This is a genomic window from Kitasatospora sp. NPDC024654, from assembly GCF_055559155.1.
Genome location: NZ_JBVHLF010000024.1, coordinates 79,048 through 95,000 on the forward strand (window position 1 = coordinate 79,048; position 15,953 = coordinate 95,000).

A 15,953-nucleotide genomic window follows, 5' to 3' on the forward strand; every position below is an offset into this window, starting at 1 on the left:
CCCTTCCCGAGCGGGGTGTCATTTCGCTGCCAGGCAGTCGAATGACACCCCGTGTCAGTGGACTGCGCAGGAGGCCCCGTTGGACGATCAGCTCACTCGGGACACCACACCACAAGCTTCATCCTGAGTGATTGTCGTTGTCCATTCAAGAATCTTGTTCTCCTGCCGCAGCAGCCTCGGATCAGCCGCAGGAAAGAGTCATCCGGCACCCCGGCCGGCCGCCCGAGACTCACCCACACCACCGAATGAACCCCTTCCCCGGAGTCGACATGAGTGAGCCGTACATGCGTCAGCACGCAGCCCAGGCCCCCGATGGTCGCCGGGCCCGTGTCTTCCTCGCCGCGCCGCTCATGCGGCTGACCGGGCCGGCCGACAGCGTGGTCACGCTGGCCAGCCGGACCCGACTGACCGCTCTCCGCAGCTCGCTGCTGCGCAGCGGCGCCGCCGTCTTCAGTGCGCACCACAGTGACGCCTGGACGGTGGAGGGCCATGCTCCGGAACCGCGGGTGCCGTCCGACTTCCGCGCGATGCAGACCGCGGACCTGGTCTTCGCCTACGTGGGCGCTCCGCTCTCGGCGGGCGTCTCGCTCGAACTCGGCTGGGGCTCCGCGCTGCGCAAGCCGATCGTGCTGCTGGTGGACGAGGCCATCACGCACAACCCGCTGATCGCCACGATCGAGCAGGTCGCGCCGGTGCTGCCGCTGGTCTTCGACGACACCTGGTCGCAGGAGAGCCTGCGGCACATCGTGGAGACCGCGCTGGACTGGGCCGGCATGGCGCTGTCGCTGCGCGAGGGGTTCTGGACCGCGCCCGGCGAGCAGTTCAAGGCGGTGCCGACCCGGCACAGCGACCCGTTCGGCACCTGGCCGAGCAGCGGCGCGGCGACCGGCTGACCCCGGACGGACCGGACGGACCGGACGGACCGGACGCCGATCTGGCGCCGGCTCAGTCACCGGGCGTCCGGCCCCGGTGGCGCGCATCCGCCGGCCGAACTGGAAGGGCGTCCCGGCCCCGTACCGCTCGCGTGGCCGGGCGCCCAGGCGGCCACCCTGCGCCGACTCAGGCCCAGCCGGCCGGCGATGGTGGTCCGGGCACCCCGGGGACCGGCCATGGAATTGGGCCAACTCAACGGGCAGAGCTGGTGGTTGGTCCACACCGGCGAGCAACCCGGCGCCGGCCGCGCGGAGTTCGGGGCTGACCCGGGCGACCGCGATCCACGGATCCACCGCCACACGGGAGACCCCGTCGATCCGCTCGACCAGCGGGCCGGGTTGGAGCAGCCGGCGGAGGGCCGGCTCGCCGCGCGGACCGTCCGGGAGCCGGCCGTCCGGGTGCGGGCTCACCTCTCCGGCTCCCCCTTCGGATCGTCGGCCGAGGCCCGCATCAGCCAGCCGAGTTGGAAGAGCGTCTCGGCGTCGTAGAGCTCGCGCAGCCGGGAGATGTGACCGGCCACGGTCCGCTCGCTGAGGCCCAGCCGGCCGGCCACCACCCGCTGGGTCAGCCCCTGCGCGAGCAACCGGCCGATCTGGTCGTGCACCGGCAGGCCGGTCAGGTCCTGCGCGGCGGTGCCCCAGCGCACCGGCTCGGCGCGCTGCCAGTCCCGTTCGAAGACGCCGACCAGGAACGAGACCACCGCCGGGTCCTCGACGAAGGCCGCGCCGCTGTTCGGGGAGGCGGCCTGGATCACCGCCGTGGTCCGGTCGAAGACGAACATCCGGCGGAACGACTCGCCGAGCACCCGGAACCGCGCCCCGGTCTCGGAGGCCGCGGCGACGTAGGCGGCGGTCGGCCCGTCCGCCCGGGCGGAGGGCGCGTAGAGCACCCGCATCGAGCCGCCACGGGCCATGAACTCGCGGGTCCGCATCAGCGAGTCGCCGAGCGCCTCCGGCGGGCGGCCGCCACCGGGCTGCGCGGCCAGGATCTCCTCCCGGCAGTCGGCGCCCAGCCGGGACACCCGGCTGCGGATCTCCTCCAGGCCGTGCACGTGCTGCACCTCGCCGGAGCGGTCCACCTTGCGGGGGGCGCGGTCGTAGGCCCGGGTGAGGTCCTCCAGCAGGGCCGGCATCTCCTGCGCCTGCACCAGCAGCCTGGTCCCGGCCGAGCGCAGCTGCTCGCTCAGCCGGCCGCCGACCGTGCGCGGGTTGACGGCGGTGTAGGCGGCGTCCAGGGCCTCCCGGACCAGCAGGCCGAGGTCGAGCAGCTCGGCGGTGGCCGCCAGCACCTCGGGCGAGCGGAGGTCGGACATCCGGATCCGGCCGCCCTCGGTGAGGATCGCCAGATAGAGCTCGCGGGCCCGGTCGCCGGGGAGGCCGAACCCGCCCGGTTCGGCGGTCCGGCCCGGTTCGGCGGTCTTGGCCGGTCGCAGGTCTGGTTCGTCCCGCTCGATCATGGGCTGCTCTCCCCCAGCTGGTCGTCCGTCCACCCGCCGTGGGAGCCCGGTCGGCCGCTCCGGGGCCGGCCGGCCGGTCCCCTGTGGCCGGTGCCTCCGCCCTCCCCGGGCACGGCCGTCCGCATGGACCGGCCCGGTGGGAAGGGGGTGCGAGCACCGTACCGGGTGCGTCGGGCGGCGCTGTGGGCCAGCCCCTGAGTGAATCGCGCCCGGGACCACCGCGGGCTCGGCCGGAGGCGTCTCGCCCCGCGACCGTCCCGGCAGGACTCTGCTCGGCGGATCCGCGCGGGGCTCACCGCCGGGCACTGCCTCGCCCCGTATTCGAGACAGCCCGGCGGTTCCCAGGAAAGATCCGGCCCGGAGGCGGGGGCTCGAGGCCGCCCGGCTCCGGGCGGATCCACCTGTGTACGCCGGCAACCTAGGTGCTTCCAGCGAGGCGGAGCAGCAACGCCTCGCTGGGACCGGGCCTGGTCGCCATCACCACATATGGCGGACCACCCGGCGTTCCCCCTGTGTCGCACAGATACCTCTGCCCCTGTACGAGACCGGAGAACGAGTCACCACCAGCGGGCTGCGGTTGCCCGGGCGGTTCGGCGTGTTCCCAGCCTCACAGCGTGCGTGCACGCGGACAAGGGCGGTTCTCCTTCAGGTTCCCGCAACTGCACGAACTTGCAGCGACCGCTGCGCGAAGGTGCGGCGGACGGGCCCGGTGCCCGGGTCAGCGCCGCCGGGCCCGCAGCAGCCAACCCAACTGGAAGAGCGTCTCCGCCTCGACCTCGGCGCGCAACCGGGCGATGTGCCCGGCCACCGTCCGCTCGCTCAGCCCGAGCCGCCCGGCGATCGCCCGCCGGCTGTGCCCGCCGGCCAGCAGCCGGCCGATCCGGGCGGTGACCGCCCCCTCGTCCGGCACCGCGTCGGCCGAGCCCCAGGGCACCCGCTCGGCCCGCCGCCAGTCCCGCTCGAAGACCTCCACCAGCAGCTCGACCGTGGTCGGGTCCTCGACGAAGGCCGCGCTGCCCATGTCCGCGGAGGCCGGGATCACCGCGACCGCCCGGTCGAAGATCAGCATCCGCTGGAAGTCCTCGTCCAGCACCCGGATCCGGGCGCCGTACGGGGTGACCGCGACCGCGTAGGCGCTGGTGGCCGGGTCGGTCCGGGCGATCGGCTGGTAGAGCGTGCGCAGCGCGCCGCCGGCCCGCAGGAACGGGACGTCCTGGGAGAGCGCCCAGGCCAGGTGGTCGGCCGGCCGGTTGCCGCCGGGCTGCGCGGTGAGGATCTCGGTCCTGGCGTCGGCGACCAGCTGGGCTATCCGGTGCCGGATGCTGTCCCGGTCCTGCACGGTGTCCACGACGCCGGTGCCGGCCGGCGGGCGCGGCGCCGCGTCGTAGGCCTGGGCCAGCTCGTCGAACCGGAGCGGGATCTCGTCGGCCTGGCGCAGCAGCCGGGCCGAGCGGGCGCGCAGCGCGGCACCGGCCCGGGCGGCGAAGGCGCGCGGGCTGACGGCCGAGTAGAAGGAGCCGCCGGGGAGGCCGCGGACCAGGCCCAGGGCCAGCAGCCGGGTCAGCGCCGGGGCGTCCGCCGGGCGCACCTCCTCGGCCTTGACCCAGCCGCCCTGGCCGACGATCGTCAGGTAGAGCTCGCGGGCGTCGGCATCCAGCCCGAGGTCCTCGGGCAGGGCTCCCGAATCGGCCTGCATCCCGTCCTCCCCGGCTCGGATTGACTGGCCACCGCCATATCGTGCCAGTCGCACCGCACCGGCGCGAACCCCGGGGTGACCAAGCGTCAGCGTGGCGCTTCGGTGTGCAGCAGCCGCCCGGCGACCAGCTCACGGCCGGTGCGGACCGCGGCCACCGCCCAGGCGAGCAGCAGCAGCCCGTACAGCCCCGCGGCGACGGCGGCGAAGCCCGCGAAGCCGGTGTGCCGGTACAGCCCGGCGCTGCCGGTCACGCAGGTGCCGACCGGGAAGGTGAAGGCCCACCAGGTCATCGCGAACGGCGGCCGGGACCGCAGGTTGACGGCGAGCGCGATCAGCAGCCAGAGCAGCGCGAAGCCGATCACGGCGGCCCCGTAGAGCACCGCGAGGTCCAGCGCGCCCGGGGCCAGCCGCGGGGCGACCGTCCGGGCCGCGTCGGCGAGCTGGTTGACCGCGGTGGTGGACTGGCCGAGCGGGCCGAGCACCAGCACCAGCGAGGGCGCCAGCACGGCACTCGGCAACTTGCTGTGCACCAGCCCGGTGAAGACCACCGGCAGCACCGTCAGGGTGGCCAGCAGGCTCGCCCCGAACAGGCCGTAGCAGCCCCAGAACAGGGCCGGCCGCAGCCCGCCGGGAACGTGCGGCAGCAGCGCCGGGCCGAGCGCGGCGGCGACCATCGGGGCCACCACCGGGAGCAGCCAGGTGGGGTTGGCGCGCAGCGCGGAGAGCTCGTGCCGGGTGATCATCAGGTACGGGATGCCGGCCGCCACCAGGACCGCGTAGAGCGTGCCGAGGCTCCACAGCACCAGGTCGGCGACGGCCGCCGGGCCGGTGCCGAGCAGTCGGCCGCCGACCACCAGGGTGCCGTAGCCGACCGCCAGCAGGGCCATCGGCGGGCAGCCGTAGAACACCGCGCCGGCCGGGTCGTCCAGCAGCTGGGTGCGGGCCGCCGCCCGGTGCCGGGTCAGGTGCACCAGGCGGCCGGCGACCAGCACCAGCAGCGCGGCGGCGGAGAGCGCCCAGACCACCTCGGCGAAGCCGAGCTGTCCGGGCAGCCGGTAGGGCAGCGCCGCCGCGCCGTTGGCGACGATCGCGGTGCCCATCACCGCGGCGTACCAGTTGGGGCCGAGCCGGGAGAGGTCGAGCCGGCGGACGGAGGGCGCTTCGAGCCGAGTGAGCGTGAGGGTGGCCATGACCCCACCCTCCGGCCGGGGGGTGCCCGCCGGTAGCCGCCCGTGCCCTATGGGGACATAACCTGGCTTTATGCCACTCTCCGCACGTGTCCCCGAACTCGGCGCCCTGGAACTGCTGCTCGCGGTGGCCCGGCACGGCAGCCTCGGCCGGGCCGCGGCCGAGCTGGGGATCAGCCAGCCGGCCGCCAGCGCCCGGATCAGGGGCATGGAGCAACAGCTCGGCGTGCCCCTGCTGACACGCTCGCCGCGCGGCTCGCGGCCCACCGAGCAGGGCCGGCTGGTGGTCGAGTGGGCCCGGGTGGTGGTCGAGGCGGCGCAGGCGCTGGACGCCGGGATCGACGCGCTGCGCGGGCGGCGGGACTCCCGGCTGCGGGTGGTGGCCAGCCTGACCGTGGCCGAGTACCTGATGCCCGGCTGGCTGCTGGCGCTGCGGGCGGCCCGGCCGGACACCGCGGTGACGCTGCGGACCGCGAACTCGGCGAAGGTGGCCGAGCTGGTGCTGGCCGGCGAGGCCGAGCTGGGGTTCGTCGAGGGCAGCGGCACGCCGCCCGGGCTGGCCGGCACGGCGGTGGCGGCCGACCGGCTGGTGGTGGTGGTCGGCCCGGCGCACCGCTGGGCCCACCGGGGCACCCCGGTGAGCGGCGCCGAGCTGGCCGCCACCCCGCTGGTGCTGCGCGAGCCCGGCTCCGGCACCCGGGAGGTGCTGGACCGGGCGCTCGCCCCGTACGGCGGGATGGCCACGCCGCTGCTGGAGCTGGACTCGACCACGGCGCTCAAGGCGGCGGCGATGGCCGGCGCGGGCCCGGTCTGCCTGAGCGAGCTGGCGGTGGCCGACGAGCTGGCCACCAGCCGGCTGGCCGAGGTCGCGCTGACCGGCTTGGACCTGCGCCGCCCGCTGCGCGCGGTCTGGCCGGTCGGCCGGCGCCCGACCGGCCCGGCTCGCGAGCTGCTCTCCTTTACGCGGAAAACTTGAGCGCGCTAGACTCAACTTAATTCTTCGGATCGACCTCAAGGAGCAGCAGGAGTGGACGCGAGCAAGTTCACCACCAAGACGCAGGATGCCCTGTCCGCCGCGATCCGGCAGGCGGGCGGCGCGGGGAACCCGGACGTCAGGCCGGTGCACGTCCTGCTCGCCCTGCTGGAGCAGCCGGAGGGGATCGCCCGCCCGCTGCTGGAGGCGGTCGGCGCGGACGTCGCGCAGATCATGGCCGCCGCCCGGCACGAGCTGCGGGCGCTGCCCAGTGCGCACGGCTCGACGGTCGCCGCGCCGCAGCTGGGCCGGGACACCCTGGCCGTGCTGACCGAGGCCGGCAAGCGCGCCGAGGAGCTGGACGACGCGTACGTCTCCACCGAGCACCTGCTGGTCGGCCTGGCCGCCGAGGGCGGCGCGGTCGCCGAGCTGCTGGCCCGGCACGGCGCCACCCCCAAGGCACTGCTGGCCGCGTTCAAGGAGGTCCGCGGCAGCGCCCGGGTCACCTCGCCGGACCCGGAGGGCAGCTACAAGGCGCTGGAGAAGTACGGCACCGACCTCACCCAGGCCGCCCGGGACGGCAAGCTCGACCCGGTGATCGGCCGGGACCAGGAGATCCGCCGGGTGGTCCAGGTGCTCTCCCGGCGCACCAAGAACAACCCGGTGCTGATCGGCGAGCCCGGCGTCGGCAAGACCGCGGTGGTCGAGGGGCTGGCCCAGCGGATCGTGGCCGGCGACGTGCCGGAGTCGCTACGCGGCAAGCGGCTGGTCGCGCTGGACCTCGGTGCGATGGTGGCCGGCGCCAAGTACCGCGGCGAGTTCGAGGAGCGGCTGAAGGCCGTGCTGAACGACATCAAGGAGAGCGACGGCCAGGTCGTCACCTTCATCGACGAGCTGCACACCATGGTCGGCGCGGGCGCCGGCGGCGACTCCGCGATGGACGCCGGCAACATGCTCAAGCCGATGCTGGCCCGCGGCGAGCTGCGGATGGTCGGCGCCACCACGCTGGACGAGTACCGCGAGCGGATCGAGAAGGACCCGGCGCTGGAGCGGCGCTTCCAGCAGGTGCTGGTCGGCGAGCCGAGCGTGGAGGACACCATCGCCATCCTGCGCGGTCTCAAGGGCCGCTACGAGGCCCACCACAAGGTGCAGATCGCGGACGCCGCGCTGGTCGCCGCCGCGACCCTGTCGGACCGCTACATCACCGCCCGCTTCCTGCCCGACAAGGCGATCGACCTGGTCGACGAGGCGGCCTCCCGACTGCGGATGGAGATCGACTCCTCGCCGGTCGAGATCGACGAACTCCAGCGCGTGGTGGACCGGTTGCGGATGGAGGAACTCGCGCTGGAGAAGGAGTCCGACGCGGCGTCGGTCGACCGGCTGGCCAAGCTCCGCCGCGACCTGGCGGACAAGCAGGAGCAGCTCTCCGGCCTCACCGCGCGCTGGGAGCAGGAGAAGAAGAGCCTGAACCGGGTCGGCGAGCTCAAGGAGCGCCTGGACGGCCTGCACGGCGCCCTCGAACGGGCCCAGCGGGACGGCGAGTTCGAGCAGGCCTCCAAGCTGATGTACGCCGAGATCCCGGCCGCCGAAGAGGAGTTGGCCGAGGCCCAGGCCCGCGCCGAGGACCAGGACACCAGCACCTCGATGGTCAAGGAGGAGGTCGGCCCGGACGACGTGGCCGACGTGGTGGCCTCCTGGACCGGCATCCCGGCCGGCCGGCTGCTGGAGGGCGAGAGCGCCAAACTGCTGCGCATGGAGGAGGAGTTGGGCCGCCGGCTGATCGGCCAGCAGGCCGCCGTGCAGGCCGTCTCGGACGCCGTGCGACGGACCCGCTCCGGCATCGCCGACCCGGACCGGCCGACCGGCTCGTTCCTCTTCCTCGGCCCGACCGGTGTCGGCAAGACCGAACTCGCCAAGGCGCTGGCCGACTTCCTCTTCGACGACGAACGGGCCATGGTCCGGATCGACATGAGCGAGTACGGCGAGAAGCACTCGGTCTCCCGGCTGGTCGGCGCCCCGCCCGGGTACGTCGGCTACGAGGAGGGCGGCCAGCTCACCGAGGCGGTGCGCCGCCGGCCGTACAGCGTGGTGCTGCTGGACGAGGTGGAGAAGGCCCACCCCGAGGTCTTCGACGTGCTGCTGCAGGTGCTGGACGACGGGCGGCTCACCGACGGCCAGGGCCACACGGTGGACTTCCGCAACGCCATCCTGATCCTCACCTCCAACCTGGGCAGCCAGTACCTGGTGGACCCGACGGTCCCGGAGGAGAAGAAGCGGGAGCTGGTCCTGGAGACCGTGCGGGCCTCCTTCAAGCCGGAGTTCCTCAACCGGCTGGACGACATCGTGGTCTTCGACGCGCTGGGCACCGCCGAGCTGAGCCGGATCGTCGACCTCCAGGTGGCCCGGCTGGCCGCGCGACTGCGCGACCGGCGGCTCACCCTGGACGTCACCCCGGCGGCCCGTGACTGGCTGTCGCTCACCGGCTACGACCCGGCGTACGGCGCCCGGCCGCTGCGCCGGCTGGTGCAGTCGGCGATCGGCGACCAGCTGGCCAAGGAGATCCTCTCCGGGCGGGTCCGGGACGGGGACACCGTGCTGGTCGACCGGGACGAGACGGGCGACCGGCTGACGGTGGCGCCGGCCGGCTGAGCCGGAGTGGCCGGCGGGGGCGCCGGGGACCTGCCGGCCCTGTGCCCCCGCCGCAGGATGAGGCAGGATGGAGTAGTCATGGAAGGGCGGCCCCGCAACGCAGCCACCCTCGTGCACTGTGAAGGGACCCCCCGTGAGTATCGACCCGTCGTCCATCCCCTCGTTCGGCGCTCCGCAGCCCCCGCAGGGCGGCCGACCGGCCGGTCCGCCGCCCGTGGTGGTTCCGGACCAGGCCCTGGTGACCCAGCTCCTCGACCAGATGCAGCTCAAGCACGTGGTGGACGAGGAGGGTGACCTGGCGGCCCCCTGGGAGGGCTTCCGGGTCTACTACATGTTCCGCGGTGAGCAGAAGGAGCTCTTCGCGGTGCGCTCGTTCTACGACCGCCCGCACCCGCTGGAGAAGAAGGCGGAGCTGCTCGACCTGATCGACGAGTGGAACCGCGAGACCCTGTGGCCCAAGGTCTACACGCACACCCACGAGGACGGCGTGGTGCGGCTGATCGGTGAGTCGCAGATGATCGTCGGCACCGGCGTCAACCTGGACTACTTCGTCACCACCACCGCCAACTGGACCCAGGCCGCGGTGGGCTTCGAGCAGTGGATCGTCGAGCGCCTCGGCCTGCAGAAGGAGATCGAGGACGAGGCCGCCTCGGACGACGACACCGACGAGGACTGACCCGTCCGCCTCTCCGGCCCGGCCCGAACTCCCTTCGGCCGGGCCGGAGTCGGTTCGACCGGCGGTCAATCAGCCGGTCCGACGGGGAGGTTGCGCCGACACTGGTCGAAGGGCCGGGCCCACGACGGGCGGCGGCGTTAAGCTCGCTGCGGTCCCCGCGCCGCGGGACCCTGACGGAGGAGACCGGGTGCGCATGGACGACAGGCCTTTGCTGAACCGCCGGCTGGCGGGGCTGGGGACGACGATCTTCGCGGAGATGTCCGCCCTGGCGACGGCCACCGGGTCGATCAACCTCGGGCAGGGCTTCCCCGACACCGACGGGCCGCGCGAGATCGCCGAGGCCGCCGCCGAGGCGGTGCTGACCGGACAGGGCAACCAGTACCCGCCCGGCCCCGGGGTCCCCGAGCTGCGCGCCGCCATCGCCGAGCACCAGCAGCGCTTCTACGGGTTCGAGTACGACCCCGACAGCGAGGTCCTGGTCACCGCCGGCGCCACCGAGGCGATCGCCGCCGCGCTGCTCGCGCTGCTCGAACCCGGCGACGAGGTGATCGCGTTCGAGCCGTTCTACGACTCCTACGCGGCCTGCATCGCGATGGCCGGCGCCACCCGGGTGCCGCTCACCCTCCAGCCGCCGTCCTTCCGCCCCGACCTGGAGCGGCTGCGCGCGCTGATCACCCCGCGCACCCGGCTGCTGCTCATCAACACCCCGCACAACCCCACCGGGATGGTGCTCACCGCCGACGAGCTGCGCGAGATCGCCCGTCTCGCCGTCGAGCACGACCTGCTGGTGGTGACCGACGAGGTCTACGAGCACCTGGTGCTGGGCGTCGCGCACTACCCGATCGCCGCGCTGCCCGGCATGCGGGAGCGCACCGTCTCGATCTCCTCGGCCGGCAAGACCTTCTCCTTCACCGGCTGGAAGGTCGGCTGGGTGACCGCGCCGGCGCCGTTGACCGCCGCCGTGCGGACCGCCAAGCAGTACCTGACGTACGTCAACGCGGGCCCGTTCCAGTACGCCGTGGCCAAGGCGCTGCGGCTGCCCGACGAGTACTTCGCCGGGCTGCGCGCGGACCTGACCCGCAAGCGCGACCTGCTCTCGGACGGGCTGGCGGAGGCCGGGTTCGAGGTCTTCCGCCCCGACGGCACCTACTTCATCACCACCGACATCGCCCCGTTCGGGTTCAAGGACGGCCTGGAGTTCTGCCGCACGCTGCCCGAACGCTGCGGGGTGGTGGCCATTCCCAACGTGGTCTTCTACGACAACACCGAGGCCGGCCGGTCCCTCGTCCGGTTCACCTTCTGCAAGCGGGACGAGGTGCTCGAAACAGCGGTCGACCGGCTCTCCCGGCTGCGTCCCAGCTGACACTCCACGCGGTCCCGGTCCGGTTGGTCGCCCGGCTCGCCGGTGCGGGCCGCGCCGGGCAGGTCGGAGCGGCCCGCACCGGGACAATGATCCGGCACGGCACGGTGGTTGGCACCGGGCGGCGCCGATCGCCGCCGCCGCGGCGGTAGTTGACGACCCGCCCCGGGCCGGACGGCACTGGCCCGGGGCTTTCGGTTGCCCGCCCAGGGCGCGGGAAGGTCGACGCACGCCCCAGCCCTCGGAGGCGCGCGCCAGGCCCGGAGGGCGCGTACGCCGGTCTGGACGGCGCGCGGCGAGCAATCCCGTTCAACACATCGATCAGACCTGGCCAGGCGCTACGCCCAGAACAGTGAATGTGCAACAAGAATGGGTAAATCCCTGACGGACCCGGAGAATTCGTGCTTCTCTGCTGCTGAATCTCCAGCCGGAATCCTTCCTTCCACGGTCGGCCGCGCCTGGACCGCACAGCCTCGAAACAGCCTCGCCTACGGCCGAGTCGGACGCTGCACGGCGGGCGCGTACGGAGCTGAAATGCGGAGCCGAGCATGCTCACCACACTGCAGACCTCCTATACCGATACCCGCGCGGGCGACCTGGCCTGGTGTCTCGGCGGCGGGCCGCTGCCCGCGCTCGCCGTCCGCGACCTGCCCCTGCTGCCCGGGGACGAGCGTTCCCCGGCCCTGCGGCTGGGAGGCGCCCCCACCCCCGGCCCGGCGGCCGAGCGGCGCCCGGAGGCCGACGGCAGAGCGGAGGGCACCCTGCAGCTGCGCCTACTGGGCGCCTCGCACCAGGTGGTCATCGCGGCCGGCCCCGGCGAGTGCCTGGAGACGGTGGCCTGCATGCCCGGCCGGCGGACCCCGCTGCCGGCCCGGGTCGCCGAGCAAGTCGCTGGCTGGGAGTACGAGTTCGCGGCCCGGATCGAGTCGCTGCCACCGCACGTGTTCGCCGCCCGGGCGCAGGAGATCCTGGCCCTGGTGGACGAGCACCCGCGCGGCCTGGCCGGGGTCTTCCCCGGCGACCCGTGCGCCTTCACCGCGCTGGTCGCCCAGGGCAGCGCGCAGCGGGTGCTCTGGCGGACCTGGCACGCCTACCCGCAGGAGGGGCGGCTGGTCTGCACCCGCTCCTCACTGGTGGTGCGCGGGCCGGCCGAGCCGGCGCCCGACCCGGCGGCCCGCTGCGCGCTGGCCCGGCCCACCCTCCGGTGACCGTGCCAAGCGGTCGCTCCCCGAACACCGTGACGATCCGTCAAGGCGAACATCACCGCTACCCCTCGTTCGAGGGCGACTATTCGCGGCACCGGTCGCCTAGCGTTTCTGCGTGATCTACCAGCCTGCGGGTCCACCACCGCGGCCCGGCCTCGACCGCGACGGTCCCTCCCCAGCCTCCGGCGGTGGCCGGACCGCACGGGCCGCCGCCCGCCGCCGGGGGCAGGGCCGGGCCCACCAGCAGCCGCCCCGCCGCCCCGGCACCCCCGCCGGGCCCACCCCGCGCCCCTGGCTGAGCGCCCGCCTACGCCTGCGCGCCCCCGGCAGGCTCCGCGGCCACCCGGACGGCCGCACCCGAACGGGCGAGCGCGGCAGCCCCGGCGGGCACCGCCCGTGCCTGCTGCACCACCGCCCGGAGCTCGCCCGGGTGCTGGTGCTGCTCGCCGCCTTCGTCTGTGCCGCCTGCGGGCTGGTCTACGAGCTGGAGCTGGTCGCGCTCGGCGGCTACCTGCTCGGCGACTCGGTCACCCAGACCTCGGTGGTGCTCTCCGTGATGGTCTTCGCGATGGGGGTCGGCTCGCTCGGGGTCAAGCGGATGGCACACCGACCGGCCACCTCGTTCGCCCTGGTGGAGTGCTCGCTGGCGGTGGTCGGCGGGCTCTCGGTGCTGCTGCTCTACGGCAGTTGGGCCTGGCTGGGGGGCTGCCAGTTCGCCATGGTCGGCCTGACCTGCGCGATCGGGCTGCTGATCGGCGCCGAGATCCCGCTGCTGATGACGCTGATCCAGCGGATCCGCCGGGAGGAGGCCGGGCAGGCCGCGGCCGACCTGTTCGCCGCCGACTACGTGGGCGCGCTGATCGGCGGGCTGGCCTTCCCGTTCCTGCTGCTGCCCGCGCTCGGTCAGGCCACCGGCGCGCTGCTCACCGGCGCGGTCAACGCGCTGGCCGGCGCCGCGGTGGTGCTCTGGCTCTTCCGGGACGAGGCCGCACCGCGGACCCGGCTGCTGCTCTGGGCCGGCTGTGGCGCGGTGCTGGTGCTGCTCGCCCTGGCGACCGCCTTCAGCGGCGCGATCGAACGGGCCGCCCGGCAGGCGCTGTACGGCGCGCCGCCGCGCGCGGCGGTGCAGAGCCGGTACGGCGAGATCGTGCTGACCGGCGGGCCCGGGACGGGGCCGGCCCGGGTGCCGGCCCAGCGACCCTCCCCCGGCGGCGATCCGCTGCGGCTCTACCTGGCCGGCCGGCTGGCCGTCTGCGGCACCGACGAGTACCGGTACCACGAGGCGCTGGTGCACCCCGCGCTGGCCGGCGGCGCGGACCGGCGGGTGCTGCTGCTCGGCGGCGGCGACGGGCTGGCGCTGCGCGAGGTGCTGCGGCACCGCGGGGTCGACTCGGTGCTGCTGGTCACCCTCGATCCGGCGCTGCCGCGGCTGGCCCGGACCGACCCGGGGCTGGCCGCGCTGAGCGGGCACGCGTTCGCCGACCCCCGGGTGCGGGTGGTGGCCGCCGACCCGCTGGAGTGGCTGCGCCGGCCCGGCCCGACCGGGTTCGACGCCGTGCTGGCCGACCTGCCGGCCCCGGAGGGGGCGGGCCACGGCGAGTACCGCTCGGCCGAGTTCTACGGGCTGGCCGCCGCCCGGCTGGGCCCGGGCGGGCGGCTCGCGGTGCCGGCCGGGGCCGCCGGGGCGGGGCTGTGGCGGGTCGAGTCCGGGCTGCGCGCGGTGGGCCTGTGGACCGTGCCGTTCCCGGTGGCCGGCGGCGGTCCGGCCTGCGACCCGGCGGGCAGCGGCGCGACGGCCGCCGTGCTGCTGGCCGCCCGGGACAACCCGCCGTCGCTCGGGCTGGCCGCGGACGCGCCGCCGCCACGCTCGCTCGACCCCGCCTCGCTGGCCGCCGCGGCGGCCCGGCTGGCCGCCACCCGGCCCGAGCGGCTGCCGCCGCCCAGCACCCTGCTGCACCCGCGCTGACCGGGCCGGCCCTCGGGCGCGCGGCCGGACGAGCGTCAAGGCGGCGCCGTGCCCCACCACCCGTGGGGCGGGTCGGTAGGCTCACAGGCATGGAGCATGAGGTTGTCGTCCCGCTGTCGGCCGAACTCGTCCAGCGCGCTCTGCAGGACCCCGCGCTGCTCGCGCGGTGCGTCCCCGGGCTGAGCGTGGACGCCGACGACACGGAGGGGCGGCCGGCCGGCGGGCGGCGCGGCGGCAAGGGGGGCGCGAGCGGCACGGCCGCGGCCGGCCCGGAGGAGATCAACGGCCGGCTGCGGGTCCGGATCGGCGGATCCACCATCACCTACCGCGGCGTGATCTCGCTGATCCGCGGCGGTGGTTCGGGCGTGCTGACCGCCTTCGTCGAGGGCCAGGAGGCGCGCGGCGAGGGCGAGGTGACGGCGACCGTGCGGCTCAAGGTGGCCGAGGACGGCGCGGAGCGGGCCGTCCTGCGGTTCAGCGGCGACCTGACCCCGGGCGGGCGGCTCGCCGAGTTCGACGAGGAGGCGCTGGCGCTGGCCGGGCGCCGACTGCTGGACCGGTTCGTCGGCGCGCTGACGGCCGAGGCCGAACCGGGGGAGCGCCCGGCCGGGCTGACGGTGGTCGCCGACCTGACGGTCGAGACCGACGACGAGTCCGGGACCGAGGCCGGGACCGAGATCGAGGGCGGTGCGGCCGATCAGCAGCGGGCGGCCGACGAGGAGCCGCTGCCCGACGACCTGTTCGCCGATGACCTCTCCGACCTGATCGCCTTCTCCGCCCCCGAGGACTTCGGCCTGGAGGCCGAGCCGGAGCAGCCGGCCGGGGCCGAGCCCGAGCCGGGCGAGCGGCTGGACGTTCCGTACGGCGACCCGCTCTCCCCCGAGGACGTGCTGGCCGGTCCGGTCCGCCGGAGCATCGTCGGCCGCTCGGCCGAGGAGGTCGACCACGCCCCGCCGCGCGGCCGGTACGCCCCCGCGCTGCCCGCCCGCAGCGCCCGGGCCCGGGCCGCCAGCCGCTGGTACGGCGAGCAGCCGCCCGGCGCACCGGTGGCCGCCCGGGTCGGCGGACGGGCGGCGGTGCCGTGGGTGATCGGCGGCGGCGTGGCGCTGGTCGGCGGTGCGGTCGTGCTGGCCCGGGTGCTCCGCCGGCGTACCGGCGCGGCCTAGACTGGCTGTCCATGAGCAACGACCGCGACGCGCTGCTGGCGCAGATCAAGACCAAGGCCGTGGTGCACGGCAAGGTCATCCTCTCCTCCGGCCGTGAGGCCGACTACTACGTGGACCTGCGCCGCATCACGCTGGACGCGCAGGCCGCGCCGCTGGTCGGCCGGGTGCTCCTGGACGCCACCGCCGACCTCGACTACGAGGCGGTCGGCGGGCTGACCCTGGGCGCCGACCCGGTCGCCGCCGCGATGCTGCACGCCGCCGCCGCCCGCGGTCGCGAGCTGGACGCCTTCGTGGTCCGCAAGGCGGGCAAGGCGCACGGCCTGCAGCGCCGGATCGAGGGCCCGGACGTCAAGGGCCGCCGGGTGCTCGCCGTCGAGGACACCTCCACCACCGGTGGCTCGGTACTCACCGCGGTCGAGGCACTGCGCGAGGCCGGTGCCGAGGTGGTCGGCGTCGCGGTGATCGTCGAGCGCGGCGCCAAGCCCGCCATCGAGGCCACCGGGCTGCCGTACTACACCGTCTTCACCGCCGAGGACCTCGACCTGGCCTGAGGTCCTCCGCCGGAACGGCGACGGGCGGGGGGGGGGGGGGGGGGGGAAAAAAAAACAAAAATCTGGGGGCAGGGGGGTGGGGCCTGAAGGTGGGATCCCCGGCCCCCCCTACACGCCCACTCCGTGACAATACAC

The 15,953-nt window shown here is 74.8% G+C and carries 12 protein-coding genes; 9 read left to right on the forward strand and 3 right to left on the reverse strand.

What is annotated here, in order from left to right; all coding sequences use genetic code 11:
- Positions 1-269: 269 nt before the first annotated feature.
- Positions 270-893, forward strand: coding sequence for a hypothetical protein (locus tag ACZ38L_RS16950; RefSeq protein ID WP_396556617.1), 624 nt, complete (start codon positions 270-272; stop codon positions 891-893).
- Between the two features lie 446 nt (positions 894-1,339).
- On the opposite strand, the gene ACZ38L_RS16955 is transcribed toward ACZ38L_RS16950, so the two are convergent.
- From ACZ38L_RS16955 to ACZ38L_RS16965, 3 genes are all read right to left on the reverse strand, one after another.
- Positions 1,340-2,389, reverse strand: a complete 1,050-nt coding sequence (locus ACZ38L_RS16955) for a TrmB family transcriptional regulator (RefSeq protein ID WP_465693841.1) — start codon at positions 2,387-2,389, stop codon at positions 1,340-1,342.
- Between the two features lie 718 nt (positions 2,390-3,107).
- Complete coding sequence (locus ACZ38L_RS16960; RefSeq protein WP_465693844.1) at positions 3,108-4,085, reverse strand: LuxR C-terminal-related transcriptional regulator; 978 nt, start codon at positions 4,083-4,085, stop codon at positions 3,108-3,110.
- A gap of 86 nt (positions 4,086-4,171) precedes the next feature.
- The gene (locus ACZ38L_RS16965) at positions 4,172-5,275 is read right to left on the reverse strand and encodes an SLAC1 family transporter (RefSeq protein ID WP_465693848.1); all 1,104 of its coding nucleotides are present in this window, start codon (positions 5,273-5,275) and stop codon (positions 4,172-4,174) included.
- Positions 5,276-5,345: 70 nt separating this feature from the next.
- Here ACZ38L_RS16965 and ACZ38L_RS16970 point away from each other — a divergent pair, with 70 nt between their 5' ends.
- The 8 genes from ACZ38L_RS16970 to pyrE all read left to right on the forward strand — a co-directional run bounded on the left by ACZ38L_RS16970 (position 5,346) and on the right by pyrE (position 15,818).
- A complete protein-coding gene (locus ACZ38L_RS16970) occupies positions 5,346-6,248 on the forward strand; it encodes a LysR family transcriptional regulator (RefSeq protein ID WP_465693852.1) in 903 nt (300 codons plus the stop codon).
- Between the two features lie 51 nt (positions 6,249-6,299).
- A complete protein-coding gene (clpB, locus tag ACZ38L_RS16975) occupies positions 6,300-8,894 on the forward strand; it encodes an ATP-dependent chaperone ClpB (RefSeq protein WP_465693855.1) in 2,595 nt (864 codons plus the stop codon).
- 133 nt (positions 8,895-9,027) lie between these two features.
- Positions 9,028-9,570 carry a type III secretion system chaperone family protein gene (locus tag ACZ38L_RS16980; protein ID WP_465693858.1) on the forward strand — a complete coding sequence of 181 codons (543 nt, stop codon included), beginning with the start codon at positions 9,028-9,030 and terminating at the stop codon, positions 9,568-9,570.
- Between the two features lie 193 nt (positions 9,571-9,763).
- Positions 9,764-10,933 carry a pyridoxal phosphate-dependent aminotransferase gene (locus tag ACZ38L_RS16985; RefSeq protein WP_465693862.1) on the forward strand — a complete coding sequence of 390 codons (1,170 nt, stop codon included), beginning with the start codon at positions 9,764-9,766 and terminating at the stop codon, positions 10,931-10,933.
- A 545-nt stretch (positions 10,934-11,478) separates the two neighbouring features.
- Complete coding sequence (locus ACZ38L_RS16990) at positions 11,479-12,138, forward strand: DUF2617 family protein (protein ID WP_465693867.1); 660 nt, start codon at positions 11,479-11,481, stop codon at positions 12,136-12,138.
- A gap of 397 nt (positions 12,139-12,535) precedes the next feature.
- Positions 12,536-14,101, forward strand: a complete 1,566-nt coding sequence (locus tag ACZ38L_RS16995; RefSeq protein ID WP_465693892.1) for a spermine/spermidine synthase domain-containing protein — start codon at positions 12,536-12,538, stop codon at positions 14,099-14,101.
- 89 nt (positions 14,102-14,190) lie between these two features.
- Positions 14,191-15,267, forward strand: a complete 1,077-nt coding sequence (locus ACZ38L_RS17000) for an SRPBCC family protein (RefSeq protein ID WP_465693871.1) — start codon at positions 14,191-14,193, stop codon at positions 15,265-15,267.
- Between the two features lie 11 nt (positions 15,268-15,278).
- Complete coding sequence (gene pyrE, locus ACZ38L_RS17005) at positions 15,279-15,818, forward strand: orotate phosphoribosyltransferase (RefSeq protein ID WP_465693875.1); 540 nt, start codon at positions 15,279-15,281, stop codon at positions 15,816-15,818.
- The last annotated feature ends 135 nt before the right edge of the window (positions 15,819-15,953 follow it).

Coding starts and splice junctions, on each gene's coding strand:
- ACZ38L_RS16950 (WP_396556617.1), top strand. CDS start 270: ATGAGTGAGCCGTACATGCGTCAGCACGCAGCCCAGGCCCCCGATGGT.
- ACZ38L_RS16970 (WP_465693852.1), top strand. CDS start 5,346: ATGCCACTCTCCGCACGTGTCCCCGAACTCGGCGCCCTGGAACTGCTG.
- ACZ38L_RS17000 (WP_465693871.1), top strand. CDS start 14,191: ATGGAGCATGAGGTTGTCGTCCCGCTGTCGGCCGAACTCGTCCAGCGC.
- ACZ38L_RS16985 (WP_465693862.1), top strand. CDS start 9,764: ATGGACGACAGGCCTTTGCTGAACCGCCGGCTGGCGGGGCTGGGGACG.
- pyrE (WP_465693875.1), top strand. CDS start 15,279: ATGAGCAACGACCGCGACGCGCTGCTGGCGCAGATCAAGACCAAGGCC.
- ACZ38L_RS16965 (WP_465693848.1), bottom strand. CDS start 5,275: ATGGCCACCCTCACGCTCACTCGGCTCGAAGCGCCCTCCGTCCGCCGG.
- ACZ38L_RS16960 (WP_465693844.1), bottom strand. CDS start 4,085: ATGCAGGCCGATTCGGGAGCCCTGCCCGAGGACCTCGGGCTGGATGCC.
- ACZ38L_RS16955 (WP_465693841.1), bottom strand. CDS start 2,389: ATGATCGAGCGGGACGAACCAGACCTGCGACCGGCCAAGACCGCCGAA.
- ACZ38L_RS16990 (WP_465693867.1), top strand. CDS start 11,479: ATGCTCACCACACTGCAGACCTCCTATACCGATACCCGCGCGGGCGAC.